The organism is Pseudomonas hormoni, assembly GCF_018502625.1.
In the GTDB taxonomy this organism is placed as follows: Bacteria; Pseudomonadota; Gammaproteobacteria; order Pseudomonadales; family Pseudomonadaceae; genus Aquipseudomonas; species Aquipseudomonas hormoni.
The window spans coordinates 2,632,210-2,658,381 of sequence record NZ_CP075566.1; the positions used below are offsets into that span (position 1 = coordinate 2,632,210).

At 60.3% G+C, this 26,172-nt stretch carries 20 protein-coding genes; 10 read left to right on the top strand and 10 right to left on the bottom strand.

The genetic code is table 11. The features are described 5' to 3' along the window. Nucleotides 1-11 precede the first annotated feature (11 nt). From KJF94_RS12205 to KJF94_RS12245, 9 genes are all read left to right on the top strand, one after another. On the top strand, nucleotides 12-3,110 hold the full coding sequence (locus KJF94_RS12205; RefSeq protein WP_214383713.1) for an efflux RND transporter permease subunit: 3,099 nt from the start codon (nucleotides 12-14) through the stop codon (nucleotides 3,108-3,110). A 181-nt stretch (nucleotides 3,111-3,291) separates the two neighbouring features. Next, complete coding sequence (locus tag KJF94_RS12210; RefSeq protein ID WP_214383715.1) at nucleotides 3,292-3,933, top strand: DUF1345 domain-containing protein; 642 nt, start codon at nucleotides 3,292-3,294, stop codon at nucleotides 3,931-3,933. 76 nt (nucleotides 3,934-4,009) lie between these two features. After that, nucleotides 4,010-4,849, top strand: coding sequence for an AraC family transcriptional regulator (locus tag KJF94_RS12215; protein ID WP_214383717.1), 840 nt, complete (start codon nucleotides 4,010-4,012; stop codon nucleotides 4,847-4,849). A 52-nt stretch (nucleotides 4,850-4,901) separates the two neighbouring features. Beyond that, the gene (locus KJF94_RS12220) at nucleotides 4,902-5,510 is read left to right on the top strand and encodes a LysE family translocator (RefSeq protein WP_214383718.1); all 609 of its coding nucleotides are present in this window, start codon (nucleotides 4,902-4,904) and stop codon (nucleotides 5,508-5,510) included. Nucleotides 5,511-5,648: 138 nt separating this feature from the next. Further along, nucleotides 5,649-6,674: a LacI family DNA-binding transcriptional regulator gene (locus KJF94_RS12225; protein ID WP_284681143.1), complete on the top strand. Its 1,026-nt coding sequence runs from the start codon at nucleotides 5,649-5,651 to the stop codon at nucleotides 6,672-6,674. A 156-nt stretch (nucleotides 6,675-6,830) separates the two neighbouring features. Continuing rightward, entirely contained in the window at nucleotides 6,831-7,613 is a 783-nt protein-coding gene (locus tag KJF94_RS12230; protein WP_214383720.1) for a sugar phosphate isomerase/epimerase family protein, read from the top strand. Then, nucleotides 7,606-8,592: a sugar kinase gene (locus tag KJF94_RS12235; RefSeq protein ID WP_214383722.1), complete on the top strand. Its 987-nt coding sequence runs from the start codon at nucleotides 7,606-7,608 to the stop codon at nucleotides 8,590-8,592. Before KJF94_RS12230 ends, KJF94_RS12235 begins: the two co-directional genes overlap by 8 nt. Nucleotides 8,593-8,712: 120 nt before the next feature. Beyond that, complete coding sequence (locus KJF94_RS12240; RefSeq protein WP_214383724.1) at nucleotides 8,713-10,011, top strand: MFS transporter; 1,299 nt, start codon at nucleotides 8,713-8,715, stop codon at nucleotides 10,009-10,011. A gap of 21 nt (nucleotides 10,012-10,032) precedes the next feature. Further along, nucleotides 10,033-11,010 carry a 2-hydroxyacid dehydrogenase gene (locus KJF94_RS12245; protein WP_214383726.1) on the top strand — a complete coding sequence of 326 codons (978 nt, stop codon included), beginning with the start codon at nucleotides 10,033-10,035 and terminating at the stop codon, nucleotides 11,008-11,010. A 141-nt stretch (nucleotides 11,011-11,151) separates the two neighbouring features. On the opposite strand, the gene KJF94_RS12250 is transcribed toward KJF94_RS12245, so the two are convergent. From KJF94_RS12250 to KJF94_RS12265, 4 genes are all read right to left on the bottom strand, one after another. Continuing rightward, the gene (locus tag KJF94_RS12250; protein WP_214383728.1) at nucleotides 11,152-12,339 is read right to left on the bottom strand and encodes a pyridoxal phosphate-dependent aminotransferase; all 1,188 of its coding nucleotides are present in this window, start codon (nucleotides 12,337-12,339) and stop codon (nucleotides 11,152-11,154) included. A 41-nt stretch (nucleotides 12,340-12,380) separates the two neighbouring features. Beyond that, the gene (locus tag KJF94_RS12255) at nucleotides 12,381-14,006 is read right to left on the bottom strand and encodes a methyl-accepting chemotaxis protein (RefSeq protein WP_214383730.1); all 1,626 of its coding nucleotides are present in this window, start codon (nucleotides 14,004-14,006) and stop codon (nucleotides 12,381-12,383) included. A 377-nt stretch (nucleotides 14,007-14,383) separates the two neighbouring features. Further along, nucleotides 14,384-16,768, bottom strand: coding sequence for an efflux RND transporter permease subunit (locus KJF94_RS12260; protein ID WP_214383732.1), 2,385 nt, complete (start codon nucleotides 16,766-16,768; stop codon nucleotides 14,384-14,386). 28 nt (nucleotides 16,769-16,796) lie between these two features. Next, nucleotides 16,797-17,870, bottom strand: coding sequence for a WD40/YVTN/BNR-like repeat-containing protein (locus KJF94_RS12265; protein WP_214383734.1), 1,074 nt, complete (start codon nucleotides 17,868-17,870; stop codon nucleotides 16,797-16,799). A 323-nt stretch (nucleotides 17,871-18,193) separates the two neighbouring features. On the opposite strand from KJF94_RS12265, the gene KJF94_RS12270 reads away from it, so the two are divergent. Continuing rightward, nucleotides 18,194-19,504: an ElyC/SanA/YdcF family protein gene (locus KJF94_RS12270; protein WP_214383736.1), complete on the top strand. Its 1,311-nt coding sequence runs from the start codon at nucleotides 18,194-18,196 to the stop codon at nucleotides 19,502-19,504. A 92-nt stretch (nucleotides 19,505-19,596) separates the two neighbouring features. Here the strand turns inward: KJF94_RS12270 and pepN are convergent, their stop codons facing one another. From pepN to KJF94_RS12300, 6 genes are read right to left on the bottom strand one after another with little or no spacing between them, the layout of a single operon-like run. Beyond that, on the bottom strand, nucleotides 19,597-22,254 hold the full coding sequence (pepN, locus tag KJF94_RS12275; RefSeq protein ID WP_214383738.1) for an aminopeptidase N: 2,658 nt from the start codon (nucleotides 22,252-22,254) through the stop codon (nucleotides 19,597-19,599). A gap of 10 nt (nucleotides 22,255-22,264) precedes the next feature. Beyond that, a complete protein-coding gene (locus tag KJF94_RS12280; protein ID WP_214383740.1) occupies nucleotides 22,265-23,095 on the bottom strand; it encodes a DUF2797 domain-containing protein in 831 nt (276 codons plus the stop codon). Next, complete coding sequence (locus KJF94_RS12285; RefSeq protein WP_214383742.1) at nucleotides 23,092-23,352, bottom strand: YeaC family protein; 261 nt, start codon at nucleotides 23,350-23,352, stop codon at nucleotides 23,092-23,094. The genes KJF94_RS12280 and KJF94_RS12285 overlap by 4 nt, the downstream gene beginning before the upstream one ends. 22 nt (nucleotides 23,353-23,374) lie before the next feature. Continuing rightward, nucleotides 23,375-24,256 (bottom strand): rhomboid family intramembrane serine protease, encoded by an 882-nt coding sequence (locus tag KJF94_RS12290; protein ID WP_214383744.1) that lies wholly within the window; start codon nucleotides 24,254-24,256, stop codon nucleotides 23,375-23,377. Further along, entirely contained in the window at nucleotides 24,253-25,227 is a 975-nt protein-coding gene (locus tag KJF94_RS12295) for a metallophosphoesterase (protein ID WP_214384851.1), read from the bottom strand. The genes KJF94_RS12290 and KJF94_RS12295 overlap by 4 nt, the downstream gene beginning before the upstream one ends. Next, nucleotides 25,224-26,114 carry an NAD(+) kinase gene (locus KJF94_RS12300; protein ID WP_007906781.1) on the bottom strand — a complete coding sequence of 297 codons (891 nt, stop codon included), beginning with the start codon at nucleotides 26,112-26,114 and terminating at the stop codon, nucleotides 25,224-25,226. The genes KJF94_RS12295 and KJF94_RS12300 overlap by 4 nt, the downstream gene beginning before the upstream one ends. Between the last annotated feature and the right edge of the window lie 58 nt (nucleotides 26,115-26,172).

Consider the following 26,172-nt stretch of genomic DNA (forward strand, 5'->3'; position numbering starts at 1 on the left):
GACGCTTTTTTATGCCGCAGTTCTTTATCGATCGCCCGGTATTCGCCTGGGTGGTTGCCCTGTTCATTCTGCTGGCTGGCGCCCTGGCCATTCCGCAGTTGCCGGTGGCGCAGTACCCCGATGTCGCGCCGCCGCAAATTGAAATCTATGCCGCGTACCCGGGCGCCTCGGCGCAAACCGTAGACGAAAGCGTGGTCAGCCTGATCGAGGAAGAGCTCAACGGCGCCGATCATCTGTTGTATTTCGAGTCCCAGAGCAGCCTGGGCAGCGCCACGATCAAGGCGACTTTCCAACCGGGCACCAACCCGGAAATGGCCCAGGTGGATGTGCAGAACCGCCTGAAAGTCGTGGAGTCGCGCCTGCCGCAAGCGGTCAATCAGCAAGGCTTGCAGGTGGAGAAAGTCTCCGCCGGTTTCCTGCTGCTGATTACCCTGACCTCCACTGACGGCAAGCTCGACGATGTGGCGCTCAGCGATTACCTGGCGCGCAACGTGATGAACGAGATCAAGCGTCTGGACGGTGTCGGCAAGGCCCAGTTGTATGGCGCCGAACGGGCGATGCGGATCTGGATCGACCCGCAGAAGCTGATCGGTTTCAACCTGACACCGGCCGACGTCAACGCGGCCATCGTCGCGCAGAACGCCCAGGTCTCGGCCGGCAGCATCGGCGATCTGCCGACCCGCACCACCCAGGAAATCACCGCGACCATTCTGGTCAAAGGCCAGCTGTCGACCCCGGAAGAATTTGCCGACATCGTGCTCAAGGCCAATCCCGACGGTTCCACCGTGCGCATCGGCGATGTGGCGCGGGTCGAGATCGGCAGCCAGGAATATCAGTTCGGCACGCGCCTGAACGGCAAGCCGTCCACCGCCGTCGGCGTGCAGTTGTCGCCCGGCGCCAATGCCCTGAGCACCGCGAAGCTGGTACGGGCGAAGATGGATGAACTGGCGCGCTACTTCCCGGTCAACGTCGAGTACAAGATCCCGTACGACACCTCGCCCTTCGTCAAAGTGTCGATCACCAAAGTGGTTTACACCCTGGTCGAGGCGATGGTGCTGGTGTTCGCGGTGATGTTCCTGTTCCTGCAAAACATCCGCTACACGCTGATTCCGACCCTCGTTGTACCGGTGGCGCTGATGGGCACCTTTGCGACCATGTTGGCACTGGGGTTCTCGATCAACGTGCTGACCATGTTCGGCATGGTGCTGGCCATCGGCATTCTGGTGGACGACGCCATCGTCGTGGTGGAGAACGTCGAGCGGATCATGGTCACCGAAGGCCTGTCGCCGAAAGAGGCGACCCGCAAGGCGATGAAGCAGATCACTGGCGCCATCATCGGCATCACCCTGGTGCTGGTGGCGGTGTTCATTCCGATGGCGTTCATGCAGGGTTCGGTCGGGGTGATTTACCGGCAGTTCTCGTTGTCGATGGCGACGTCGATCCTGTTCTCGGCGTTCCTCGCCCTGACCTTGACCCCGGCGCTCTGCGCGACCTTGCTCAAGCCGATTGCCAAGGGCGAGCATCACGCCAAGGGTGGTTTCTTCGGCTGGTTCAACCGCCGCTTCGAGCAACTGACCGAGCGGTATCAGGGCTGGGTCGCCTATGCACTGAAACGCAGCGGTCGCTACCTGCTGATCTACGGCGTGTTGCTGATCGGCCTGGGCCTGTGCTTCAGTCGCCTGCCCTCCTCGTTCCTGCCGGTGGAGGATCAGGGTTACACCATCACCGACATTCAGTTGCCGCCCGGCGCGAGCAAGAATCGCACGGTGCAGGTGGTCGAGCAGATCGAAGCCCACAACGCCACGGAGCCCGGCGTCGGCGACAGCACGGTGATTCTCGGTTTCAGCTTCTCCGGCAGCGGGCAGAACGCGGCGCTGGCGTTCACCACGTTGAAGGACTGGTCGAATCGCGGCAGCGACGACTCGGCGAGTTCGATCGCCGACCGCGCCAACATCGCGTTGAGCCAGATCAAGGACGCCATGGCGTTCTCGGTCCTGCCGCCGCCGGTGGACGGTCTCGGTACATCAAGCGGTTTCGAGTTCCGCTTGCAGGACCGTGGCGGCCTCGGCCATGCCACGCTGATGCAGGCGCGCACCGAGTTGCTGGCGGCCGCCGAGAAAAGCCCGATCCTGATGAACGTTCGCGAAAGCGCGCTGGCCGAAGCGCCGCAGGTGCAACTGATCGTGGACCGCAAACAGGCAAATGCGCTGGGTGTTTCGTTCGCCGACATCGGCAGCGTGCTGTCCACCGCCGTCGGTTCGGCCTACATCAACGACTTCCCCAATCAGGGGCGGATGCAGCGGGTGGTGGTCCAGGCTGAGGGCGATCAGCGCAGTCAGGTCGCCGATCTGCTGAAGATCCATGTGCGTAACAGCAGCGGGAAAATGGTGCCGCTCTCGGCCTTCGTCCAGGCCAAATGGACCCAGGGGCCGGCGCAATTGACCCGTTATAACGGCTACCCCGCGATCAGTATTTCCGGCGAACCGACGCCGGGTCACAGCACCGGTGAAGCCATGGCGGAAATCGAGCGGCTGGTCGCGCAAGGGCCAGCAGGGTTGGGTCAGGAATGGACCGGGCTGTCGTTGCAGGAACGGCTGTCTGGCAGTCAGGCGCCGATATTGCTCGGTTTGTCGCTGCTGATCGTGTTCCTGTGCCTGGCGGCGTTGTATGAGAGCTGGTCGATTCCGACTTCGGTGCTGCTGGTGGTGCCGCTCGGCGTGCTCGGCGCGGTACTGGCAGTGACGCTGCGCGGGATGCCCAACGACGTGTTCTTCAAGGTCGGGTTGATCACCATCATCGGCCTGTCGGCGAAGAACGCGATCCTGATCATCGAATTCGCCAAGAGCCTGTACGACGAAGGCCACGACCTGATCGACGCCACGCTGCAAGCCGCACGCCTGCGCCTGCGGCCAATCGTCATGACGTCCCTGGCGTTCATCCTCGGCGTTGTGCCGCTGGCGATCGCCACCGGTGCCAGCTCGGCGAGCCAGCAAGCCATCGGCACCGGGGTGATCGGCGGGATGATTACCGCGACACTGGCGGTGGTGTTTGTGCCGGTGTTTTTTGTGGTGGTGATGAAGCTCGTGCGTAAGCGGCATAAGCCACTCTAACCAACAACACACCGCCCTTGTAGGAGCGAGGCTTGCCCGCGAAGGCGGTGTAACAGTCAATACTTAATTCGACTGACACGCCGCCTTCGCGGGCAAGCCTCGCTCCTACAGAGATCGTGGTTGGTCATAAGGGGCCGCGCTGGGCTAAGGTGTTTGCATCGCCCCAACCCATCGAGCCTCCATGCCCTTCCTCGCCCGTACCCACCCTCGCCTGTCCGCCGCCGCCACGCTCGCCGTCGCGGTGAGCATTCTGGCTCCCGCCGATTCAATCATCAGCAAAATCCTCTTCGGCTGGAACGCCGGGGTATGGACTTACCTCATCCTGATGCTCTGGCTCACCGCACGCGCCAAAGCGCCGGACGTGAAGCGCATTGCCGAGGTCGAAGATGAAAACGCCGGGCTGGTGCTGTTCGTGGTGTGCATCGCCGCCATTGCGAGCCTGGCGACCATCGGCTTCGAACTCGCCGGCAGCCGGAATCTGGAAACCACCCGCAAGCTGCTGCACTACGGTTTCACCGCGCTGACCGTGATCGGTTCATGGCTGCTGATCGGGGTGATTTTCAGCGTGCATTACGCCCGTCTGTTCTACACCTGGGGCGGCAAGGACCCGGCGCTGCGCTTTGCCGAAGGCCTGACCACCCCCAATTACTGGGACTTCCTGTACTTCTCGTTCACCATCAGCGCGGCAGTGCAGACTTCCGATGTCGGCGTGGCGACCCGGGATTTGCGCAAGATCGTGCTGGCGCAATCGCTGATCGGTTTTCTGTTCAACACTGCGATCCTCGGGTTTTCGATCAACATCGCCGCCGGACTGTTCAACTGATTCGTGCACAAACGTTCTAGGCATCGCCCTCGCCACGGGCGTTAAATAAGTCGGCAATCCGTCTCACAGGTGCAGCATGACAAGCCACAACTGGATCGATCTGGCCCAGGACGCCGACACCGGCATCGAGACGCTGCGCGCGCATTTCGAGGGCCACGCCTACGATCCGCACTGGCATGACAGCTATCTGGTGGGCGTCACCGAGCAAGGGGTTCAGCAATTCAACTGTCGGCGGGCCAGGCACCAGAGCACACCGGGCAAGGTGTTCTTGCTTGAGCCGGGTGATATTCATGACGGCGAAGCGCCGACGGTCGATGGCTTCACCTACCGCATGCTGTACCTCGATCCGCAGTGGTTGCAGCGTGAACTCAGCGCAGTTTTCGACAACGCGCCCGACAACAGTCAGTTGAGCTTCGCCAAAACACTGGCCACCGATGTGCGACTGGCCAACGCCACCAGCCTGGCTTTTCAGGCGCTGCATCACGGCGAACTGAAAATCGTCCGCCAGACCGCCCTCGACGGCTTGCTCGAACGCCTCACCACTCACCTGTACTGGCGCGCCCGTTATGGCGAGGACCCGCGCTTACCATTGGTGGCGCAGAAGGCTCGGGAGTATCTGCACGCCCATGCTCACGAGGACATCGGCCTCGATCAACTCGCCGCCGCAACAGGCGTCGACCGTTTCCGCCTGACCCGCGCCTTCAAGGCCGCTTACGGCATGGCACCCCACGCGTACCTGGTGCAATTGCGCCTGGCCACGGCGCGGCGAATGCTGGCCCGTGGCGAGCAACCGGCGGCGGTGGCGATGGCATTGGGGTTTGCCGACCAGAGCCATCTGGGGCGCTGGTTTGTACGGGCTTATGGCCTGACGCCGGCGCTGTATCGCAAGCGCTGCTCAAATCTTCCAGACAGTTGATCGCGGGGTTGTGAAGATCGGCTTCAATGATCTTCACCGGAGTTTGCCTGCGATGCTGTCCTCTTTCCCGACGTTAATGCCCTTCCTGTTGTTTGCGTTCGTGGCCTCGATCACGCCCGGCCCGACCAACATTCTGGTGTTGAGCAACAGCGCCCGTTACGGTCTGGCCGCCGCTGTGCCGATCATCTTCGGCGCCTGCGCCAGCGCTGCGACGATTGTGTTGCTGGTCGGCAGCGGCGCCGGTTCCTCGCTGACCGCTTTGCCCGCGGTGCAAACCGCGATGCAGTGGATCGGCGTGGCTTGGCTGAGTTACCTGTCCTGGCAGATCTTCAGCGCCCCGGCCGAAGCCGTCACCACGCGGGACGCCGATGCCCGACTCGGGCTGGCGGGCGCCGCCAGCCTGCAATTGATCAACCCGAAAACCTGGATGATGGCGCTGGCCGTGGTCAGTGTCTTTGCCGGGGGCGGTGAACAGCGTCTGGTTCACGTGATGTATTTGTCGCTGGCGTTTTTCCTGATATCCCTGCCGTGCCTTGGGGTCTGGGCATTGCTCGGCGCGGGGTCTACGCGGTGGTTGTGCTCGCCCCGGGCGATGCAACGTTTCAATCGCTGCATGGCCCTGTTGCTGTTGGGTTCGGCCTGGGTGAGTCTTTGGGCCTGAATCCCGTTCGTCGGCCATTGTCGGACAATCGACGACGCGGGACTTGACAGCGAATTGGATTTTGCTGTCTTCTGAAACCGGTTTCAGTGCCATCTCGATCGCACAAACCTTATAACTCCAATAAGAAGGTTTCAGCCCGTGAATGATTTCTCCGCCGCCCAACGCAGCCGCGTCACCATGCTTGATGTCGCCGAACACGCCAAAGTCTCCAAGGCCAGTGTGTCGCGGTTCATCGGCGATGATCGCGCCTTGCTGTCCGATGCGACGGCCCTGCGCATCGAGCAGGCGATTGCCGAATTGGGCTATCGGCCGAACCAGATGGCTCGCGGCCTGAAACGCGGGCGAACCCGCCTGATCGGCATGCTGGTCGCCGACATCCGCAACCCTTATTCAATTGCCGTGATGCACGGGGTGGAAACCGCCTGCCGTCAGCACGGTTACAGCCTGGTGGTGTGCAACACCGACCGCGATGATGAGCAGGAATGCCAGCACCTGGCCCTGCTGCGTTCCTACAACATCGAAGGGTTGATCGTGAACACCCTCGGTCACCACCGCGACGCCTTGCAGGAACTGCATCGTGAAATGCCCCTGGTACTGGTGGACCGTAAGGTCGAGCATCTTGAAAGCGACATGGTCGGGCTGGACAACCCGCAAGCGGTCGAGATCGCCATCGCCCACCTTGAAGACCGCGGTTATCGCGATGTGCTGATGGTGAGCGAACCGTATGACGGCACCAGTTCGCGGATCGAACGCGCGAGCAGCTTCAAGGCGCAGATCGCTCAGCGTTCGGCGCTGCGCGGGACGCTGATCGAAACCGGCAGTGAACTCACGGCAAACCTCAACACCTTTCTCGATACACCCGGCCCCGGTCCGAAGGCGCTGTTCTGCGCGAACGGAATTGCGGCGCTGGCCGCTACCCATGCGTTGCGCGAGTTGAAGTGCAACCTGTTTGAAGAGATCGGTCTGATTGCCCTCGATGACCTGGATTGGTATCCGTTGGTGGGCAGCGGCATTACCGCCCTCGCCCAACCGACGGTCGAGATTGGCGCGAGCGCGTTTGAATGCTTGCTCAAGCGCTTGCGTGGAGATGACGGGCCGGTGCGGACCCTGGATTTTTCGGCGCGGTTGATTGAACGGGGGTCGACGCTTGGAAACTTTCGGTGAATGTGATGGCCCCTTCGCGGGCAAGCCTCGCTCCTACGGGTTATGCGATCACCTGCAGGAGCGAGGCTTGCCCGCGAAGAGGCCCGACAGATCACCACAGATCTTCATGCCATTTTTTTTGAACAAAAATGAAACCGGTTTCAGAGGTCCAGAACAATGCATAAACCACCCGTCTCCATCAGCCTCTCCAGCTACGGCGCCGACCTTGTACGCCAATGCGGCCAAGGCAGTTTCATCGATATCCTGTACGCCGCCGGCGCCAACTGCATCGAATGGCGCGAAGAGTTGCTGACAATCGAAGACCCCGCCCAACTGGCCGATGCCACCCATTCCAAGGGCCTCGAAAGCGTGTATTCCTCGCCCATGGAACTGTGGCTGGCCGGGCAATCGAAACCCAATCCCGAATTGATCACCGTCCTGCAACGCGCCCAGGCTTTCGGCGCCAAATGGCTGAAGGTGTCCCTCGGTTACTTTACCGATACCAGCGACCTGCAGACCCTCGCCCGGGTCCTCGGCAAAAGCGCCGTGCAGCTGCTGGTGGAAAACGATCAGACCTTGCACGGCGGACGCATTGAACCGTTCCAGCGCTTTTTCGCGGCGGTCGAGCAACACAACCTTCCTATCAAAATGACTTTCGACATCGGCAACTGGCACTGGCAAGACCAGTCCGCCAGCAGCGCCGCACGCCTGCTCGGCCGCCACGTTGGCTACGTGCACTGCAAGGCCGTCTCGCGGCGGGCCGACGGCAAACTGATTGCCATACCGCCTGCCGCCAGCGACCTGCATCTGTGGGAACAACTGCTGCGGCACATGGCCCAAGGCGTAATGCGGGCAGCGGAATATCCGCTGCAAGGCGACGACCTGATACAGCTCACCACCGAGCATGTCGCCGCCCTCGCCCGCCTCGGCAACACACGCCTGGAGAGTGCTCATGCCTGAGATCGATATTCTGTCGTTCGGCGAAACAATGGCGATGTTCGTGGCCGATCAGAACGGCGACCTGGCCAACGTCGACCACTTCCACAAGCGCATTGCCGGGGCCGACAGCAACGTCGCCATCGGGTTGTCGCGACTGGGATTCAACGTGGCGTGGCTGAGCCGGGTCGGCGACGATTCGCTGGGTCGGTTCGTGATCGACACGCTAAAAAAAGAAGGCATCGATTGCAGCAACGTTGCCATCGATGCAGAACACCCGACCGGATTTCAGCTCAAGTCGCGCACCGACGATGGCGATGATCCCATGGTCGAGTACTTCCGGCGCGGATCGGCGGCGAGTCATTTGTCGCCGCAGTCGATCATCCCCGAGCTGCTCAAGGCGCGGCACTTGCACGCCACCGGCATTCCTCCGGCGCTGTCGGAAACGGCGCGGCAGATGTCGTTCGAACTGATGACGCGCATGCGCGAGGCCGGGCGCAGTGTGTCCTTCGATCCGAACCTGCGCCCTGGCCTATGGGCCAGCACGCAACAGATGATCAGCGAAATCAACCGCCTCGCCGCCCTCGCCGACTGGGTGCTGCCGGGTTTGAGCGAAGGTCGTTTGCTGACCGGCTTCGAAGACCCCGCCGATATCGCGGCGTTTTACCTCGACCAGGGCGCCGAAGCCGTGGCGATCAAGCTCGGCCCCCACGGCGCGTATTACCGCACGCATCTGGATGAAGGTTTTGTGGCGGGCGTGCCCGTGGAAACGGTGGTCGACACCGTCGGTGCCGGCGATGGTTTTGCTGTCGGCATGATCAGCGCACTGCTGGAAAACCACAGCTTTGCCGACGCTGTGAAGCGCGCCAACTGGATTGGCAGCCGGGCGGTGCAAAGTCGGGGGGATATGGAGGGGTTGCCGACCCGTCCCGAAATGTCCGTCGAATTCGAAACCGCCATCGCGGGCAAGCCCGCTCCCACAGTGGCTTTGTGTCGAACCTAAATTTGATGTCCACCTCGATCCCTGTGGGAGCGGGCTTGCCCGCGAAGAGGCCGGAACAGTCACTGAAGATTTAGAACCGTTACCTGCTGCGACAAAAACAACAAGCTCAGGAGCACCATCATGAAAACCGCAACGCTCGCCGCCCGCCGCTGGTGGTACATCATGCCCATCGTGTTCATCACCTACAGCCTGGCGTACCTGGACCGCGCCAACTATGGCTTCGCCGCCGCCTCCGGGATGGCCGCCGACCTGATGATCACGCCCGGCCTGTCGTCGATGCTCGGCGCGCTGTTCTTCCTCGGCTACTTTTTCTTCCAGGTGCCGGGGGCGATCTACGCGCAAAAGCACAGCGTGAAGAAGCTGATTTTCGTCAGCCTGATCCTCTGGGGCGGCCTGGCCACCTTGACCGGGATCGTCTCCAACGCCTACTGGCTGATCGTCATTCGTTTCATGCTCGGCGTGGTCGAAGCCGCCGTGATGCCGGCGATGCTTATCTACCTGTGCCACTGGTTCACCCGCGCCGAACGCTCCCGGGCCAACACCTTCCTGATCCTCGGCAACCCGGTGACCATGCTCTGGATGTCGGTGGTGTCGGGTTATCTGGTGCAGCATTACAGCTGGCGCTGGATGTTCATCATCGAAGGTTTGCCGGCAGTGCTCTGGGCGTTTATCTGGTGGCGTCTGGCGGATGATCGTCCGGCCCAGGCCAAGTGGCTCAGCGACCAGGAAAAGCACGATCTGGAAAGCGCCCTCGCCGCCGAACAGGTTGGCATCAAGGCTGTGAAGAACTATGCCGAAGCCTTCCGCTCACCGAAAGTGATCATCCTGGCCCTGCAGTTTTTCTGCTGGAGCATCGGCGTCTACGGTTTCGTGCTGTGGCTGCCGTCGATCCTCAAGGCCGGCGCGCAAATGGACATGGTCGAAGCCGGTTGGCTCTCTGCGCTGCCGTACCTGGCGGCGGTGATCGGCATGCTGCTGGTGTCCTGGGGGTCGGACAAACTGCAAAAGCGTAAACGCTTTGTCTGGCCGCCGCTGTTGATCGCCTCGATTGCGTTCTACGGCTCGTACGCGCTGGGCGCCGAACATTTCTGGTGGTCGTACACCCTGCTGGTGATTGCCGGCGCCTGCATGTACGCGCCTTATGGACCGTTCTTCGCGATCATTCCGGAAATCCTTCCGGCCAACGTCGCCGGTGGCGCTATGGCGTTGATCAACAGCATGGGCGCGCTGGGTTCGTTTGGCGGTTCCTATCTGGTCGGTTATTTGAACAGTTCCACCGGTTCGCCCGGCGCGTCATACCTGCTGATGAGCGGCGCGCTGATGCTGTCGGTGGTGCTGACGATTTTCCTCAAGCCCGGCGCCAGCGACCGGGAGCGTCCCTCGGTTGCGGTCACACGCCCAACCGCCGCCCATCCTTGAATTGATGCAGAGATGAATACGATGAAAAAGCAGGTTGTGCTGTACAAGAAACTCTCGCCGCTGCTGATGGCTCGCCTGCATGAGCAGACCGAAGTGACGCTGATCGACAGCCTCGACGCCGATGGGCTCGCGCAGTTGCGTGAAGCGCTGCCCCGCGCCCAGGGCCTGCTGGGCGCCAGCCTGAAACTGGACGCCGGGTTGCTGGATCTGGCGCCGAATCTGCAAGCCATCGCCAGCGTGTCCGTGGGCGTCGACAACTACGACATCGACTACCTGACCGAGCGGCGTATCCTGCTCAGCAACACCCCGGACGTGCTCACCGAAACCACCGCCGACAGCGGTTTCGCGCTGATTCTGGCGACGGCCCGGCGGGTGGTGGAACTGGCGAACATGGTTCGCGCCGGCCAGTGGACACGCAACATCGGCCCCGCGCAGTTCGGCACTGATGTGCACGGTAAAACCCTGGGCATCATCGGCATGGGGCGGATTGGCGAAGCGTTGGCCCAGCGTGGGCATTTCGGTTTCGGCATGCCGGTGATCTATCACAGCCACTCGCCGAAACCGGCGGTGGCGCAGCGCTTCAATGCGCAGTACCGAAGCTTGCCGGAGCTGTTGCAACAGGCCGATTTCGTTTGCCTGACGTTGCCGCTGACCACTGAAACCGAAGGATTGATCGGCGCGGAGCAATTTGCGCTGATGCGTCCGGAGACGATCTTCATCAATATTTCACGGGGCAAAGTCGTGGACGAAGCTGCGCTGATCGAGGCCTTGCGTTCGGGGCAGATTCGCGCCGCGGGGCTGGATGTGTTCGAGCGTGAACCGTTGAATCCTGACTCGCCGCTGTTGCAGTTGAACAATGTGGTGGCGACGCCGCACATTGGCTCGGCGACTCATGAGACGCGAGAAGCGATGGCCACCTGTGCGGTGGACAATCTGTTGGCAGCGCTGGCGGGTGAGCGGCCGAAGAATCTGGTGAATGTGCGGGCGTGGAAGGGCTGAGGGACTTGGCGTTTGTCAGATAGCTATCGCGAGCAGGCTAGCTCCCACATTGGATCTTTGGCGTTCACAAAACCCTGTGGGAGCGGCGGTGCGACGATTCGACTTGCCCGCGATGGGGCCCGCACAGACAACGCAAACTTCTCAGGCCCGCCGAGCCTCAAGAAGATCACCCGCACACAACGCAATCCGCCGACACGCATCCGCCAGTTTTGGACGATCCACCACCAAACCGATGCGAATGTGCCCCGCCGCGCTGGGACCGAACGCTTCGCCGGCCAGCACTGACACACCATAGCCCTCTAGCAATCGCTCGGCGAAGTGCTGGGCAGACAGCCCGGTCTGACGTACATCGACCATCACGAACATTCCGCCATCTGGCCGCACCGCCCGCAAACCCGGACACGCGTTCAGGCTCGCGCACACCAGGTCGCGACGCCGGCGATATTCCTCGCGCATCATTGCCACTTCCGGCAGATTCCCGTCCAGCGCGACTTGCGCCGCGTTCTGCACAAAATCCGGAATGCCGAACAGCATGCACAACGACAGATGTTCCAGGTGGTCGATCAAGGTTTTCGGCCCCATCACCCAGCCCACTCGCCAGCCGCTCATGGCGTGGGATTTGGACAGGCTGTCGATCGTCGCGGTGCGCTCAGCCATGCCCGGCAGGCTGGCCGGGCTGATGTGCTCGCCTTCGTACAACAAATCGCTGTAGACCTCGTCGCTGATCAGCCACAGGTTGTGCCGAATACACAGCGACGCCAGCTCTTGCCAGATCATCAGCGGCAAACTGGCGCCGGAAGGATTGTTGGGACTGTTGAGCAAAATGGCGCGGGTTTTCGGTGTGATCAGCGCCGCGACATCCGCCGGATCAACCCGAAAGCCGTTCTCCGGGCGCACCGCCACCGGCACCACCTTGGCCCCGCAGGCGCCGAACACCCCTTCATAGGTCACGTACATGGGTTCGGCGACGATCACTTCATCGCCCGGGTCGAGCAGGCATTGCACGACCGAATACACCCCGCATTGCGCGCCGGGCATCACGATCACTTCATCGACATCCACCGTCTGCCCACTGCGCCGCCGATGACGGCTGACGATGCTGTCGCGCAGCCCGCGACTGCCGCGCACTTCTGCGTAATGGGTGTCGCCGGCCAACAGGCTGTCGATGCACGCCTGAACGATGGGTCGCGGCGTATCGAAGTCCGGATCGCCCACCGACAGCAGCAACACATCGACGCCTTGTTCTCGTAACTCCAATGCTCGGTAATGAATTTGCCAGGCCGCAGCGCCGTCGCCGGCGATTCGTTGGGTCAAGGCTGAATAGCGCATGTATTTCTCCAGTCGCGCGTGTTCCTAGCCTCAACCCTATCTCAAATCACGAAACGCGCCACCATCGCATTCAAATCAACGGCCAGTCGCGACAGTTCGTGGGTGGCGGCGCTGGTCTGATTGGCACCGGCGGCGGACTGGGTGGCGAGGTCGCGGATGTTCACCAGGTTGCGGTCAACTTCGCGAGAAACCTGCGCCTGCTCTTCGGATGCGCTGGCGATGACCAGGTTGCGTTCGTTGATCAGGTGGATCGACTGGGTGATCTGCTCAAGCGCAATGCCGGCGGCGCGGGCCATTTCAAGGGTACTTTGGGTGCGCTGATTGCTTTGCTGCATCGACGACACCGCCTCGCCCGTGCCGTTCTGAATGCCGGCGACCATCTTCTCGATTTCCTGAGTCGATTGCGCAGTGCGATGCGCCAACGCCCGGACCTCGTCCGCCACCACCGCAAAACCACGCCCGGCTTCACCGGCGCGGGCCGCTTCGATCGCCGCGTTCAGGGCCAGCAGGTTGGTCTGTTCGGCGATGGCACGGATCACATCCAGCACCTTGCCGATATCCCGGCCCTGCGTCGCGAGGCCTTCGATCATCAGCGAGGTGTTTTGCACGTCATGGGTCATGGTCTGGATCGCGTCGACGGTTTCCACCACGCGGTCGCGACCTTCTCGAGCGGCCTGGGTCGACTGGTTCGAAGCTTCGGAAGTCGATACCGCGTTGCGCGCCACTTCTTCCACGGCCGCGGTCATTTCGTTGACGGCGGTGGCGGCCTGTTCGATTTCGTTGTTTTGCTGTTGCAGGCCGCGGGACGCTTCTTCGGTCACGGCGCTGAGTTCTTCGGCGGCGGCGCCCAGTTGCGTGGCGGAGCCGGCGATCTGCTCGATGGTTTTGCGCAGGTTGCCTTGCATGGCGGACAAGGCGCCGAGCAGGCGGGCCGGTTCGTCCTTGCCATCGATTTCAATGGCCTTGGTCAAGTTACCGCCGGCGATGGTTTCCGCTGCCTGCACTGCACGGTTCAATGGCGTGACGATGCTGCGGGTCAGCAGCCAGGCCAGCAGCACGGTCATGAGCGCCGCCACCACTGACACCCCGATGATTCCGTTCACGGCGGTGTTGTAGTTGTCTTCGGCTACGAGCCCTGCTGCTTTGGCGCCCTCGGTGTTGTACGTCACCAGTCGATTGAGCTGTTCGCCCATCTGGTCGGTGCCGTCCTTGATCCGTGTGTTGATCAGGGTGCGCATCTCGTCCAGTTTGTTCTGGCGCGACAGGTCCATCATTTCGCGCTGGGCTTGCATGTAATTGTCCAGGGTCGCGCTGAACACCTTATACAGCGCCGCTTCGTCCGGGCCCGCCGGCAATGCGGCGTAGCTGGCCTGGGCCTTGCGTGCCTTGTCGTTCAGCACGCCGATACGGGTTTCAGCTTCCTGCAGACTGGCCGGCTCGCGGTTGACCAGAATGCGGAACGACAGAATGCGCATGCGCAGGATATTTTCGGTGACATTGCCCAGGAAGCCGACGCTGGGCAGTTGGGTGCTGCCCATGTCGATCGAGGCCTGGCGAATGACCGACATGCGGTTGACCGCAAACACACCCAGCACCATTACCAGCAAGGCGATGAAGGCGAAACCCAGGAAAGCTCGAGGCGCGATATTCAGATTACGCAAGGACATAGGACGTTACTCGGGTGATAGAGGCTTCGAGCGTCCTTGCCGTGATCACTGGCGGGCGGGCGTTGAGGCGCACCGTTCAGGTTGGCGCCACTGTTGTAATAGGTTTGTGTGCGCCTGATAGCTGTATCGGCTGGGGTTGAGGATTTTCGCGGGGATTTATGAAATATTTTTCAAGGGGTCAGGAGTGTTTCACCGCTGAAACACCCGATTCCCTGTAGGAGCGAAGCTGAACCGCGATGGCGGCGGCACATCCAACATGTGTATCGACTGACACTCCGTCATCGCGGGCAAGCCCGCTCCCACAGGTGTGATGTGAATCTGACAAATACAAAAAAGCCGCAACCCTGAGGTTGCGGCTTTTTTATTTCAGCCAAGGATCAGTGAGCAAACAACGAATTGCCCTTCTGCCCCGCCAGTTTCTCCGGTTTGATCAGGAACCGTGCCAGCGCCGGCAACAGCCACAGCGCACCGAACATGTTCCAGAGCAGCATGAAGGTCAGCATCAGGCCCATGTCGGCCTGGAACTTGATGGCCGAGAAGATCCAGGTGCACACGCCGATGGCCAGGCACAGACCGGTGAACAACACGGCTTTACCCGTGGATTTCAAGGTCTGGTAATAGGCTTCCTGCAACGGCAGGCCAGCACGCAGGAAACTTTCCAGTCGGCTGTAGATGTAGATCCCGTAGTCCACGCCAATCCCTACACCCAGTGCCACCACCGGCAGGGTCGCGACTTTCACGCCGATGCCCATGAAGGCCATCAGGGCGTTACCGAGCACCGAGGTCAGCACCAGTGGCAACACGATGCACAAGGTCGCCGCCCAGGAACGGAAGGTGATCATGCACATGGTCGCGACGCAGATGTAGACGAGGATCAGGATGGTCAGCTCGGATTCCTTGATCACCTCGTTGGTGGCCGCCTCGATGCCGGCGTTACCGGCGGCAAGGATGAATTCCAGGCCTTCCTTGTTGTTTTCCTTGGCGAAGTCCTGCACGGCATGGACCGCGCGATCAAGCGTTGCAGCCTTGTGATCGTTGAGGAACACCAGCACCGGTGCCAGGGAGCAACTGTTGTTGTACAAACCATCAGCCCGGGCAATGGAGTTGTTCAGCACGTCCGGGTTGCGCGACAGGGTTTCCCATTTCAGGTTGCCCTCGTTCATGCCCTTGATCATCTGTTTGGACACGGTCACCAAGGAAATCGCCGACTGCACGCCCTCGGTGTTCTGCATCTTCCACATCAGCTCGTCGATCGGCGCCATGGCTTCGTAGCGCGAGCAACCTTCGGATTTGGTCTTGACCATCACCACCAGCACATCGGAGCTGGTGGAGTAGTTACTGATGATGAAGTTGTTGTCCTTGTTGTAGCGCGAGTCCGGACGCAACTCTGGAGCACCCTGGTCGAGGTCGCCGATTTTCAGGTTCTGGCTGTACCAGAGGCCGCCACCGAAGGCCAGCAAGGCCAGGACGATCGACACCGGCGCAACTTTCGGACTGGCAAAGTTCGACAACAGGCGCCAGAACGGGTGTTCACGGTGTGCGTCTTTCTTGCTGCGCTCGACGGCGCGTTTGCTGATGCCGACGTAGGAAATCGCCACTGGCAACAGGATCAGGTTGGTGAACACGATCACCGCCACGCCGATGGACGCGCCGATGGCCAGTTCGCGGATCACACCGATATCGATGATCAGCAACGTGATGAAACCCACCGCATCCGCAAGGATCGCGATCATCCCCGGCAGGAACAACTGGCGGAAGGTGCGCCGCGCGGCGGTCAGCGCGTTGTCGGCCTCACTGGACTGCAACGCGATGCCGTTGATCTTCTGCACGCCGTGGGAAATACCAATGGCGAAGATCAGGAACGGCACCAGCATCGAATACGGATCAAGCCCGAAGCCGAAGAAGTGCATCAAGCCGAGCTGCCAGACCACCGCCACCAGCGTGGTGCTCAACACCGCCACGGTGCTGCGCATGCAGTTGGTGAACCAGTACAGCAGGATCAGCGTGATGACGAAGGCGATGCCGAAGAACATCACCACCATGACCAGGCCATCGATCAGGTCGCCGACTTTCTTGGCGAAACCGACGATGTGGATCTGCACGTTGGGGTTTTGTTTTTCAAACTTGTCGCGGATCTTGTCTTCCAGCTCGTGGGAGAACTTGCGGTAGTCCAGGGCCAGCAACTTGCCCTGGTCCTGCGGGTCCGGGTAGGACTCCAGCAGCGGAATATCGACGATGCTCGACTTGAAGTCGTTGGCTACCAGACGACCGACCTGCCCGGACTTGAGCACGTTGTTGCGCAGCAGATCGAGGCTTTGCTGGGAGCCGTTGTAGCTCTGCGGGATCACTTCACCGCCGGCGAAGCCCTCCTCCGTCACCTCGGTCCAGCGTACGCTCGGACTCCACAGCGACTTGAGGCCGGAACGGTCGACGCCAGAGATGTAGAACACCTCGTCGTTGATCTGACGCAGGGTCTCCATGTACTCCTTGGAGAAGATGTCGCCATCGGTGGCTTCCACCGAGATCCGCACGGTGTTGCCCAGGTTCGCCAGATCGTTACGATGCTCCATCATCTTTTGAATGAACGGATGCTCGAGCGGGATCATTTTTTCGAAACTGGTGGACGGCCGGATCAGCGTCGCCTGCCAGAACAGGAAAATGCTCACCAGCAGGCAGATCACGATCACTGCCGGGCGGTTGTTGAAAATCAGGCGCTCAAGAAACGTCGCCTTGTCTTGGTGATGGCTGCTCAAGGATGTCATAGACCCGCCTTCTTATTATTTGCCCGGCTCATTTGGACGACCCGTTTTTTCCATTCTCTGCGCCGGCGCCGGTTGGCGAAGTGATGCGAACGCCGCCCTGCCCTGCCAGGATCAGATTGCCGTTGCCCGCTGCAGTCACCGCCGCGACTGAAATACGATCCGGGCGGTTGAACACGCTGAAGGTTTCGCCGTTGTCGTTGCTGCGGATTACACTGCCACCGTTGCCGACGATCACGATGGAACCGTCGTCGAGCAAGGTTGCGCCGGACAGGCCGAACTCCAGTGCACCGCGGGCCGCTTTCAGCTCGACCGGTTCCCAGGTGCTGCCGAAATCGGTGGAGCGGAACAGGTTGCCACGCAGACCGTAGGCCAGCAGCGTGTTGGCCTGAGCGGTGCCGATCACGCCGAACAGCGAACCTTCGTATGGGCCTTCAAGCTTTTCCCAGGTCTGGCCCCAGTCGGCGGAGCGGAACATACTGCCCTGTTCGCCGACGACGAACAGCCCGGCATCCTTGATCGCGGCAATGCCGTTGAGGTGGTACTGGTCTTCGTTGTCGAGGCGATCGCTGGCGTCTTCCCAGTTCTTGCCGCCATCGGTGGTGGCCAGCAGCGCGCCGTAAGCGCCCACGGCAAAGCCGCTGTTGGCGTCCTGGAACCAGACGTCGAGCAGCGGCGATTCGCGTTTCAGATCTTCAAATTGCTTGGTCCATGTGACGCCGCCGTCCTCGCTGGCGAGGATCTGTGCATCATGGCCGACGGCCCAGCCGTGCTTGTCGTCGACAAAATAGACCGAGGTCAGCAGTTGCCGGGTCGGCACCTTGGCCTGGGTCCAGGTTGCGCCCTGGTCATCGGAATACAGGATGTGCCCGCGATCGCCGACCGCCACCAGGCGCTTGCCGGCGTGCACGACGTCGAGCATCAGGCTTTTGCTGGCCTTCGCGGATTCAACGGAATAAACAACGTCGGTTGCCGGCGCCGCGGCGGCCAGCACAGGTGCCGACAACACGGCACAGCCCAACAGCGAGAGCGCTGTAGCCAGCAACGCGAATTTGCGCAGTGCCGGCGGGCGGCAGGTACCCACACCCATGACAGGCTCACTCATAGACCTTCCCCCATTATTATTGTTAGGTCGTTCAACCTTTCAGGGCGCCGTTGGGGTGCTCATCGGGATTGAATGGTTAGGAGCATAGTCCTGAAACCCGCAATCCAGAGCCCCTTCGGAAGCTGGCTTATCCTATCGGGGTTTGGAAAGGTCTGACAATCGACGCCACGTTATGTTTTGTTAACCTGAGGTCGATGCGCCTGGGGTGAATGGCGAGGTATTCCACAGGGTGATGGAACTGAATTCCAATCGTGAGCGTTTTTTATGAGTTATCAGCTGGCCAGTTCTCTAGAGTCAGAATTTACTCCCGATGAAGACAAGCAATGGTTCAGTCAATAAGCGGCTCCTTATCCATCCAACCTCTTCAAATCAACACCCACACCCAGGCTTCGACCCCCATTTCAAAAGAGTTGGAAACTGTTTGCCAAGGTAAAGCAGAATTCGTACTGACCAAAGAAAACAGGCAAGCCGAATTCGCTACTTCTAAGGGTTTCGTCAAAACGTCTCAGTTCTTTGGCACCGTACCGCGCTCTTATTCGAGTACCTCCAGCGCTACGATATTGTCGTCCGATCAGATCAAGGCTAACGCGAAAAGCAACCTGAATACCGCGTTAACCATGCACAACCTGATAAAAGAGGGATATGAACTCGCTAAACACAAACCTGAAAGCACCTCGCCGCGCATAGAACTCGCCACGCGCATTCAGTCCAGCTTGAGTGAGGCTGCCAACGATCGTCTATCCATACTTGCCGGTCCGATTGGTATGGTCGTAGACAGCGGCAATGTCACATCCTCCACCCCTGCTACATGCAGCGTGGATCAGTGGTTACAGCAACATGACAGAGCAGATTGCTACATTGTCCTGAACGGCAACAACGACGAAACCTATGTCTCGTTCATTGCTGAAAAACTCGCGGACAGCAAACACATCAATTTTATTACCAGTGGATTCGGTGGCCACGGCACGACGGATCGTCATGCGATCGCTACCAACAAGACCGAGGGTGACCGCTTCAAGGAACTGCTGATGGAAAAAGGCATCGAGCCACAGCGGATCACCGTTGATCCGTTCTCGACCAACAGCGGTCAAAACGCGATTAACGTCGCCGACATCATCAACCGGGACATTGGAGATGGAAAACCACTGGGCACGGTGGTTGTCAGTGGTACGCCCGCCGCAGTCTTTCGACAAACCTATACCTACGCTCAGCAGCTCAAGGTGAACAGCGAAACGCCGTTTCAGATCGAGTCATTCCCGTTCTGTGACGAGGCCAAATACACCACACTCGCTGATAATCTGGCGGTTATTCGAGAGTTTTCTACCACGCTTAATTATTTGTTCAACACCCAGTATCTTCCTGGTGATGCGAGCGTCTACCCTGACGCGTTTTTTTCCTCGGCTCGGGAATGCCTGGCTACGTTCGCTGATAAGTTGACTGCGGACTACCCGAAAGATGCTGCTGAAAATGAAGAGGTTGTCAGCGCCATACGAATAATCGACCAATCGATGATTGAGCGATTCAAATCGGGGATGCTGACCTCGGAAGACAAAACAGCTGTACGTAAAGCCGACGACTTTTTCAGGTCGCTCTTCAATCCACTAGAACTCACCTTCAATCGCGACGTCGTGTAACCCACAAAAAATGCCCGTATCGAAAGATACGGGCATTTCAGTACTGCAGACGGCTTTCAGCAGCCTTTGCGAGCAACTCGCTCACACAGGCATCAAGCCAGGCTTTTGCTGACCACTTCAAACACATCACTGGACAGCTGACCCGAAGCACGAATCCGCTCCAGCTCACCTTTCATCAATGCCTGACGAGAATCGTCATACTTGCGCCAGCGCGTCAGCGGCGCCAGTTGGCGCGAAGCGATCTGCGGGTTGAAGCCGTTCAGTTCGATCACCAGATCCGCAAGAAAGCGATACCCCGACCCATCCGCCGCATGGAAGTTGATCAGGTTCTGCCCGGCAAACGCGCCGACCAGCGCCCGCACCTTGTTCGGGTTCTTGAGGTTGAACGCCGGATGCTGCATCAACGCCTTGACCCGCTCCAGCCCACCCGGCAACGTGCTGCCGGCCTGAACACTGAACCACTGATCCATGACCAGCGGGTTGTCCTTGAAGTGTTCGGCAAAACTCGCCAGCGCCCGCGCCTTGTCTTCTTCGAACGAGGAGTTGACCAGCACGGCCAACGCCGTGAGGCGTTCGGTCATGTTGTCGCTGGTCTCGAACTGCTCAAGCGTCGCCGCCAGGACTTCCGGCTTGCCACTCAACATCAGGTAAGACAGCGCAATGTTCTGCAACGCACGACGGGCAAAGTGCTCGGCCTCGGCGATATAAGGCGTTTTCTTTGACAGATCGCGATTGGCCTGATAACGCAGCCACAACGCCTCGAACAAACCTTCAGCCAATTGTTTGCGCGCAAACTCGCGAGCGATGTGAATCGCGTCAACATCAGCCACTTCGCTGATTTCAGTCAGATACGCCTCGCCCGGCAACGACAGCATTTCGGCGACCATCGCCTGATCCAGCATTTCGTCCGACAGCACCGTGCGCAAAGCCGAAATCAAGCGCTGATCCATGACCAGCTTCTCGCCCTTCTGCTGCTGAGCGATCAGTTCCTGCAGCACTTGAACCGACAGTTGCTGACCGGCATCCCAGCGATTGAAGCCGTCGCTGTCGTGCTGCATCAGGAACATCAGCTGATCACGGTTGTACGGGAAGCTCAGTTTCACCGGCGCCGAGAAACCGCGCAGCAACGAAGGCAGCGGCTGTTCAGGGATGTCGACGAAGGTGAAGGTCTGCTCCGCTTCAGTCACAGAGATAACCCGCGAGGTGCCCTGAGCGCTGGCTTCGCCGGAAAGACGCAACGCAATGGCCGCGCCTTTGGAGTCCAGCAGGCCCAACTCGACAGGAATCACGAACGGCAGTTTTTCAACCTTGTCCGGGGTGGCCGGGCAGCTCTGGCGGAAGGTCAGGCTGTAGGTTTTCGCGGCGGCGTCGTAGGACTCGCTCACTGCCAGACGCGGCGTACCGGTCTGGCTGTACCAGCGTTTGAACTGGGTCAGGTCGACACCGTTGGCGTCTTCCATGGCTTTGATGAAGTCATCGCAGGTCACGGCCTGGCCGTCATGGCGCTCGAAGTACAGGTCGCTGCCTTTGCGGAACCCTTCGGCGCCGAGCAAGGTGTGGATCATGCCGACCACTTCCGAGCCCTTTTCGTAAACGGTCAGGGTGTAGAAGTTGGAGATCTCGATGAAGCTGTCCGGGCGTACGGCGTGCGCCATGGGACCTGCATCTTCGGCGAACTGGTGGGTGCGCAGGTACGCGACGTCCTGGATGCGCTTGACCGTCGCCGAGTTCATGTCAGCGGAGAAACCGGAATCACGGAACACGGTGAAGCCTTCCTTCAGCGACAACTGGAACCAGTCGCGGCAGGTCACGCGGTTGCCCGACCAGTTGTGGAAGTATTCGTGGGCAACGATCGCTTCGACGCGCTGGTGTGCGGCGTCCGTCGCGGTTTCGGCGCGGGCCAGCACGGCGCTGGAGTTGAAGATGTTGAGGCCTTTGTTCTCCATGGCGCCCATGTTGAAGTCGTTGACCGCAACGATCATGAAGATGTCCAGGTCGTACTCGCGACCGTAGACTTCTTCGTCCCAGCGCATGGACTTCTTCAGGCTGTTCATCGCGTGCTGGCACTTGTCGATGTTTTCTGGCTCGACATAGATGCGCAGCGCCACGGAACGCTCGGTCATGGTGGTGAAGGTGTCTTCGACACACCACAAGTCGCCAGCCACCAGCGCAAACAGGTACGCCGGTTTCATGAACGGGTCTTCCCAGGTCGCCCAATGACGGCCGTCTTCACCCGGACCGCTGGCAATCGGGTTGCCGTTGGACAGCAGCACCGGATAGCTGTGTTGCTCGGCGACCACCGTGGTGGTGAACTTGCTCATCACGTCCGGGCGGTCGAGGTAATAGGTGATCTTGCGGAAGCCTTCGGCCTCGCACTGTGTGCAGAACATCGTGCCGGACTTGTACAGGCCTTCCAGCGCGGTGTTGGTTTCCGGGTGGATCTTGACGCTGGTGTCGACGGTGAACGTGGTGCTGGTCGGCTGCAGGGTCAGATGATTTTCGGTCAGTTGGTAATCGGCATCGCTTAGTTCGCGGTCGGCCAGGGTCACCGACAACAACTCAAGCTGCTGGCCATCGAGCACCAACGGCGGCAGGCCCGGGCCCCGTTCAGGATTGCGGCGCATCACCAGTTGCGCATGGACCAGGCTGTGGTCCTCGAACAACTCGAAGGTCAGGTGCGTCTCGTCGATCAGGTATTCAGGCGCCTGATAGTCTTTCAAATAGATCATCTTCGGTTGTTCGGTGCGCATGCTGGAGTCCTTACTGATGCACGGCGAGCTGATAAGCCGTGTATTTACGAATATTGATCACGCCGGTGTCGAAAATCAGGTACTGGCCCTTGATCCCCAGCAGCGTGCCTTCGGCAATCGGGTTCTTGTCCAGGTTGAAGCTGACGATTTTGGCCGGGTATTGCTCGACCGGATAGCGGATTTCGAGCGGTTCTATGTCGGCAATAGTCTGGATTGCCTGTAGGCCGAATCGTTCCTGCAAACCTTGCAAACCTTCGGCGCAGCTATCAAACAGCTGATCGCGAACCTCGGCCAGATCCACCGAAACCGCCTCGCCCTTGAGTAAAGCACGCCAGTTGGTCTTGTCGGCCACCTGACTGCGGAACAGATCTTCGACGAAGCCCGATTGCTGGCGGGTTGAAACACGCATGATCGGCAACGCCTGACGGGCGCCCTGGTCGATCCAGCGGGTCGGCAGCTGGGTGGCGCGGGTAATCCCGACTTTGACCCCGGACGAGTTCGACAGATACACAATGTGATCGGTCATGCAGAACTTCTCGCCCCACTCCGGTTCACGGCAGGTGCCTGCGTCGTAGTGGCAACGCTCCGGGCTCATGATGCAGATATCGCACTGCGCCAGTTTGGTCATGCACGGGTAGCAGTAACCCTGGCTGAAACTGGTTTTGGTCTTGCGCCCGCAATGGGAGCAGAAAATCGCCCCCAGGTATTCCAGACGAACCGTGCTGCCGATCAACGGATTGACCGGCACCTCGACCTCGCCCAGACGAAACGCGTACTGCACGTCGGACCCGTCCAGGCGAGCCGACATTTTACTGATTGCACCGCGGCCAATCTCGATCAATGGATGGCATCCGACTTGAACAGGATATTCGGTACGGTGATCGACTTGGAGCTGCATTCCTGCGGGCCCATGTAGCCTGTTCGCTCGTCTTCCGGCAGGTTCTGGATTTCCCAGGCGATCATTGCTTGCAGCGACAGTTCGCGTTGCTCGGCGGTGAGTTTGCCACCGTCCGACCATTTGCCGATTTCCACCGCCAGTTTCAGGCTCTGGTAGATATCCGGCGTGATGTTTTTGATCATTTCGTTAAAAGAGGACATCAAGGTCTCCGCGCTCTTTGATTCACATACGATTTTGGACGGCCAGTTTACGGCGGTTGTACAAACCACCCAACAAACCGGTCAGGCATCCGACGAGCAACCCGCCGACGTGGGCGGCGTTGGCAATTTCACCGAAGCCGATCATCGAGACCAGCCCGGACAGGCACAGCAGCAGCCATATCAGCATCATTACCAAGACACCACGCGGCAGGCGATAAGCCCGGTTAGGCGACAGAGTCTGGAAGATCCAGCAATGCCCGAGCAGGCCGTACAGCACGCCGGACAACCCGCCAAACAAGGTCGGGCCGCTGAAAATGAACTGGGCGTAATTGGACACCAGGGCGAACAGCAAGGTCAGGCCGATCAGGTTGATGCCGCCCTGACGCGACTCGATGCGCCGCCCCAGCTCCCAGTACCACATGCCGTTCATGGCCAGGTGCAGGAAACCGAAGTGGATCAGCATCGGCGTCACCAGACGCCACCACTGCCCCGCCGCCAGGCTATCGGCCAGTGGTGTGAAATGGATGTACTCGCCGACCACCCGAAAATCGAGGAAGGTGAACCAGTGCATCGTGTCGAGGTTTTCGCCCAGCAGCGTCACCGCGCCGACGATCAGGCTCAGCAACAGCACCAGTGCAGTCGCTTTGGCGAGGCGCAATTGCTCGACGAAACCGGGACGCGTTCTGGTTTTCGCCACCGGAATGTCGAGTTGGTGATCGGGATCACCCGCCGGGAAACGCTCGTACAACGCACGAACGTCTTCACTGATATTGGCGGGCACCCACAGCACCTGCTCGCCCTGCTCTTCGCTGACCCGATGCGGCACCTGCATGCGTTGCAGCAATTTGACGAAGCCGCTCAGATCCACCGCCAGCGGCAGGCGCAATACGGCAACGGCACTCATCGCAGCACCTCGGGCCGTTCGACGTCGACCCAGACAAACTTGTGCGGATCGAGCCGGGTTTCCTGGTCCAGGCGATAGGCAACCAGCTTTCCGTAGAGCACCGCGCTGTAATCCAGGCAAGCCAGGTTCGGGCGGATCGGTGCCGGTTTACCGCTACGCCAGTAGTGGCCGACGAACAACAAGGGCTCGTCAACGCCATAGCGCAGCAAGGTGTCTTTTTCGGTGGAGGACAGCGGCGTTCGGGCCACGGGTTCCGGTAAGGCGTCAGGCTGGAACACGATGTCTCCATAGGTTTGCGGGTCGTCTTCCCAGAACTTGGTTCGGAAGAACGAGCGCGTCAGGCCATCGCCGCTGGTCATGGTCAAACCGTGGGGCAAACGCATGTCGGTGCCGCGCAGCAAGCGGTCGAACACGGTGCAGGCAAAACTGCCCGGCACGGCCGACGCCTGGAGGAAATGTTCATCGACACAGCCATCGGGAAACAGCCCGCGCAACGGCTCGATCAGGCCCGAATCCCAGCAGGCGTGCACCACGCGGAAACGCCCGGCATCCAGAAACAGGGGCAATTCGTAGAACCATTGCTGGAAGTCATGCCAGTCGCCAGGGTGATCTTCAAACTGCGTCAGGGTTTCACCCAACAGGCGCGCATGACGCGGGGTGTGTTCACGAACGAACTGCTTGCCGCTGCCCGGAGGCGCCGGGGTGCTCCAGCCGAGTGCGTTGAATTCGTGGTTGCCCATGATGCACAGCGCCTGGCCAGCCTCGACCATATCGTGGACGATGTGCAGCGCCTCGCGAATCCGCGGGCCACGGTCGATGATGTCACCGACGAACACCGCCATGCGCGACGCATGCCGCCAGACACCCTTCTGTTTGTGATAACCGAGCCGGTCGAGCAAGTGCTCAAGGGTCAGAGCGCAACCGTGCACGTCACCGATCAGGTCGTAACTTCGCGCGGGATCGAGCATCAGTCGCCTCCACCCCCCAACTTGCTGCCCCAGCCGAGCTTGGTCCGGCAGACTTCGTAGTAGTTGTGGTCGAGCGGGTGAATCAGCCGCAGCTTCTGCGCTTTCTTGCTGATAGTGATGGTGTCACCCGGCGCGCAGGTGAAGTGGTTCTGCCCGTCACAGGAGACTTGCGGGTAGATCTGCATATCCTTGGACACGACGATTTTCAGCTCACTGTTGCCATCGACCACAATTGGCCTGCCCGACAAGGTATGGGGGTACATCGGCACAATCACAATAGCGTCGAGCTTGGGATGCATGATCGGGCCACCCGCCGACAGCGCGTAAGCGGTCGAACCGGTCGGGGTGGCGACGATCAGGCCATCGGCCTTCTGGCTGCAGACGAACTGGCCGTCGATGTACAGCTCGAACTCGATCATCCGCGTCGATTTTCCGGGGTGCAGCACCACATCGTTCAGTGCGTCGCCCTGGCCAATGGCCTCGGCGTGGCGCCGGACTTCGGCCTGCAGCAGGAAGCGGTTTTCCACCAGGTAGTGGCCGTCGAGCACTTCGGCGACCTTGACTTCGAGCTCGTCCGGGCGAATATCGGTGAGGAAACCCAGGCTGCCCCGGTTGATCCCGAGCACCGGAATATTGTGCCGGGCCAGTGCGCGCGCGGCGCCGAGCAGGCTGCCGTCACCACCGACCACAATCACCATGTCACACACTTCACCTAGCATCTTGCGCGACGAGGTTTGCAGGCCATGACCCGGCAGCACTTCGGCGATGGTGTCTTCGAGGATCACGTGCAGGTGACGATCGAGCAGAAACCGTTTCAGTCGGCGGACGGTATCCAGCACCTGCGAACTGCCCAGGCGACCGATGATGCCGATATTACGAAATTGCTCCATGGGGCTCCTATTGGGACGCGGGGGCCTGCGACGGCGAAAAACACGATTATGGGCGAAA

What these genes read in the sequence shown, in the direction of transcription:
- KJF94_RS12230 (WP_214383720.1), top strand. Translation starts at nt 6,831, where the DNA reads ATGCATAAACCACCCGTCTCCATCAGCCTCTCCAGCTACGGCGCCGAC.
- KJF94_RS12205 (WP_214383713.1), top strand. Translation starts at nt 12, where the DNA reads ATGCCGCAGTTCTTTATCGATCGCCCGGTATTCGCCTGGGTGGTTGCC.
- KJF94_RS12250 (WP_214383728.1), bottom strand. Translation starts at nt 12,339, where the DNA reads ATGCGCTATTCAGCCTTGACCCAACGAATCGCCGGCGACGGCGCTGCG.
- KJF94_RS12215 (WP_214383717.1), top strand. Translation starts at nt 4,010, where the DNA reads ATGACAAGCCACAACTGGATCGATCTGGCCCAGGACGCCGACACCGGC.
- pepN (WP_214383738.1), bottom strand. Translation starts at nt 22,254, where the DNA reads ATGCGCACCGAACAACCGAAGATGATCTATTTGAAAGACTATCAGGCG.
- KJF94_RS12220 (WP_214383718.1), top strand. Translation starts at nt 4,902, where the DNA reads ATGCTGTCCTCTTTCCCGACGTTAATGCCCTTCCTGTTGTTTGCGTTC.
- KJF94_RS12235 (WP_214383722.1), top strand. Translation starts at nt 7,606, where the DNA reads ATGCCTGAGATCGATATTCTGTCGTTCGGCGAAACAATGGCGATGTTC.
- KJF94_RS12240 (WP_214383724.1), top strand. Translation starts at nt 8,713, where the DNA reads ATGAAAACCGCAACGCTCGCCGCCCGCCGCTGGTGGTACATCATGCCC.
- KJF94_RS12255 (WP_214383730.1), bottom strand. Translation starts at nt 14,006, where the DNA reads ATGTCCTTGCGTAATCTGAATATCGCGCCTCGAGCTTTCCTGGGTTTC.
- KJF94_RS12265 (WP_214383734.1), bottom strand. Translation starts at nt 17,870, where the DNA reads ATGAGTGAGCCTGTCATGGGTGTGGGTACCTGCCGCCCGCCGGCACTG.
- KJF94_RS12245 (WP_214383726.1), top strand. Translation starts at nt 10,033, where the DNA reads ATGAAAAAGCAGGTTGTGCTGTACAAGAAACTCTCGCCGCTGCTGATG.
- KJF94_RS12210 (WP_214383715.1), top strand. Translation starts at nt 3,292, where the DNA reads ATGCCCTTCCTCGCCCGTACCCACCCTCGCCTGTCCGCCGCCGCCACG.
- KJF94_RS12260 (WP_214383732.1), bottom strand. Translation starts at nt 16,768, where the DNA reads ATGACATCCTTGAGCAGCCATCACCAAGACAAGGCGACGTTTCTTGAG.
- KJF94_RS12300 (WP_007906781.1), bottom strand. Translation starts at nt 26,114, where the DNA reads ATGGAGCAATTTCGTAATATCGGCATCATCGGTCGCCTGGGCAGTTCG.
- KJF94_RS12290 (WP_214383744.1), bottom strand. Translation starts at nt 24,256, where the DNA reads ATGAGTGCCGTTGCCGTATTGCGCCTGCCGCTGGCGGTGGATCTGAGC.
- KJF94_RS12270 (WP_214383736.1), top strand. Translation starts at nt 18,194, where the DNA reads ATGGTTCAGTCAATAAGCGGCTCCTTATCCATCCAACCTCTTCAAATC.
- KJF94_RS12285 (WP_214383742.1), bottom strand. Translation starts at nt 23,352, where the DNA reads ATGTCCTCTTTTAACGAAATGATCAAAAACATCACGCCGGATATCTAC.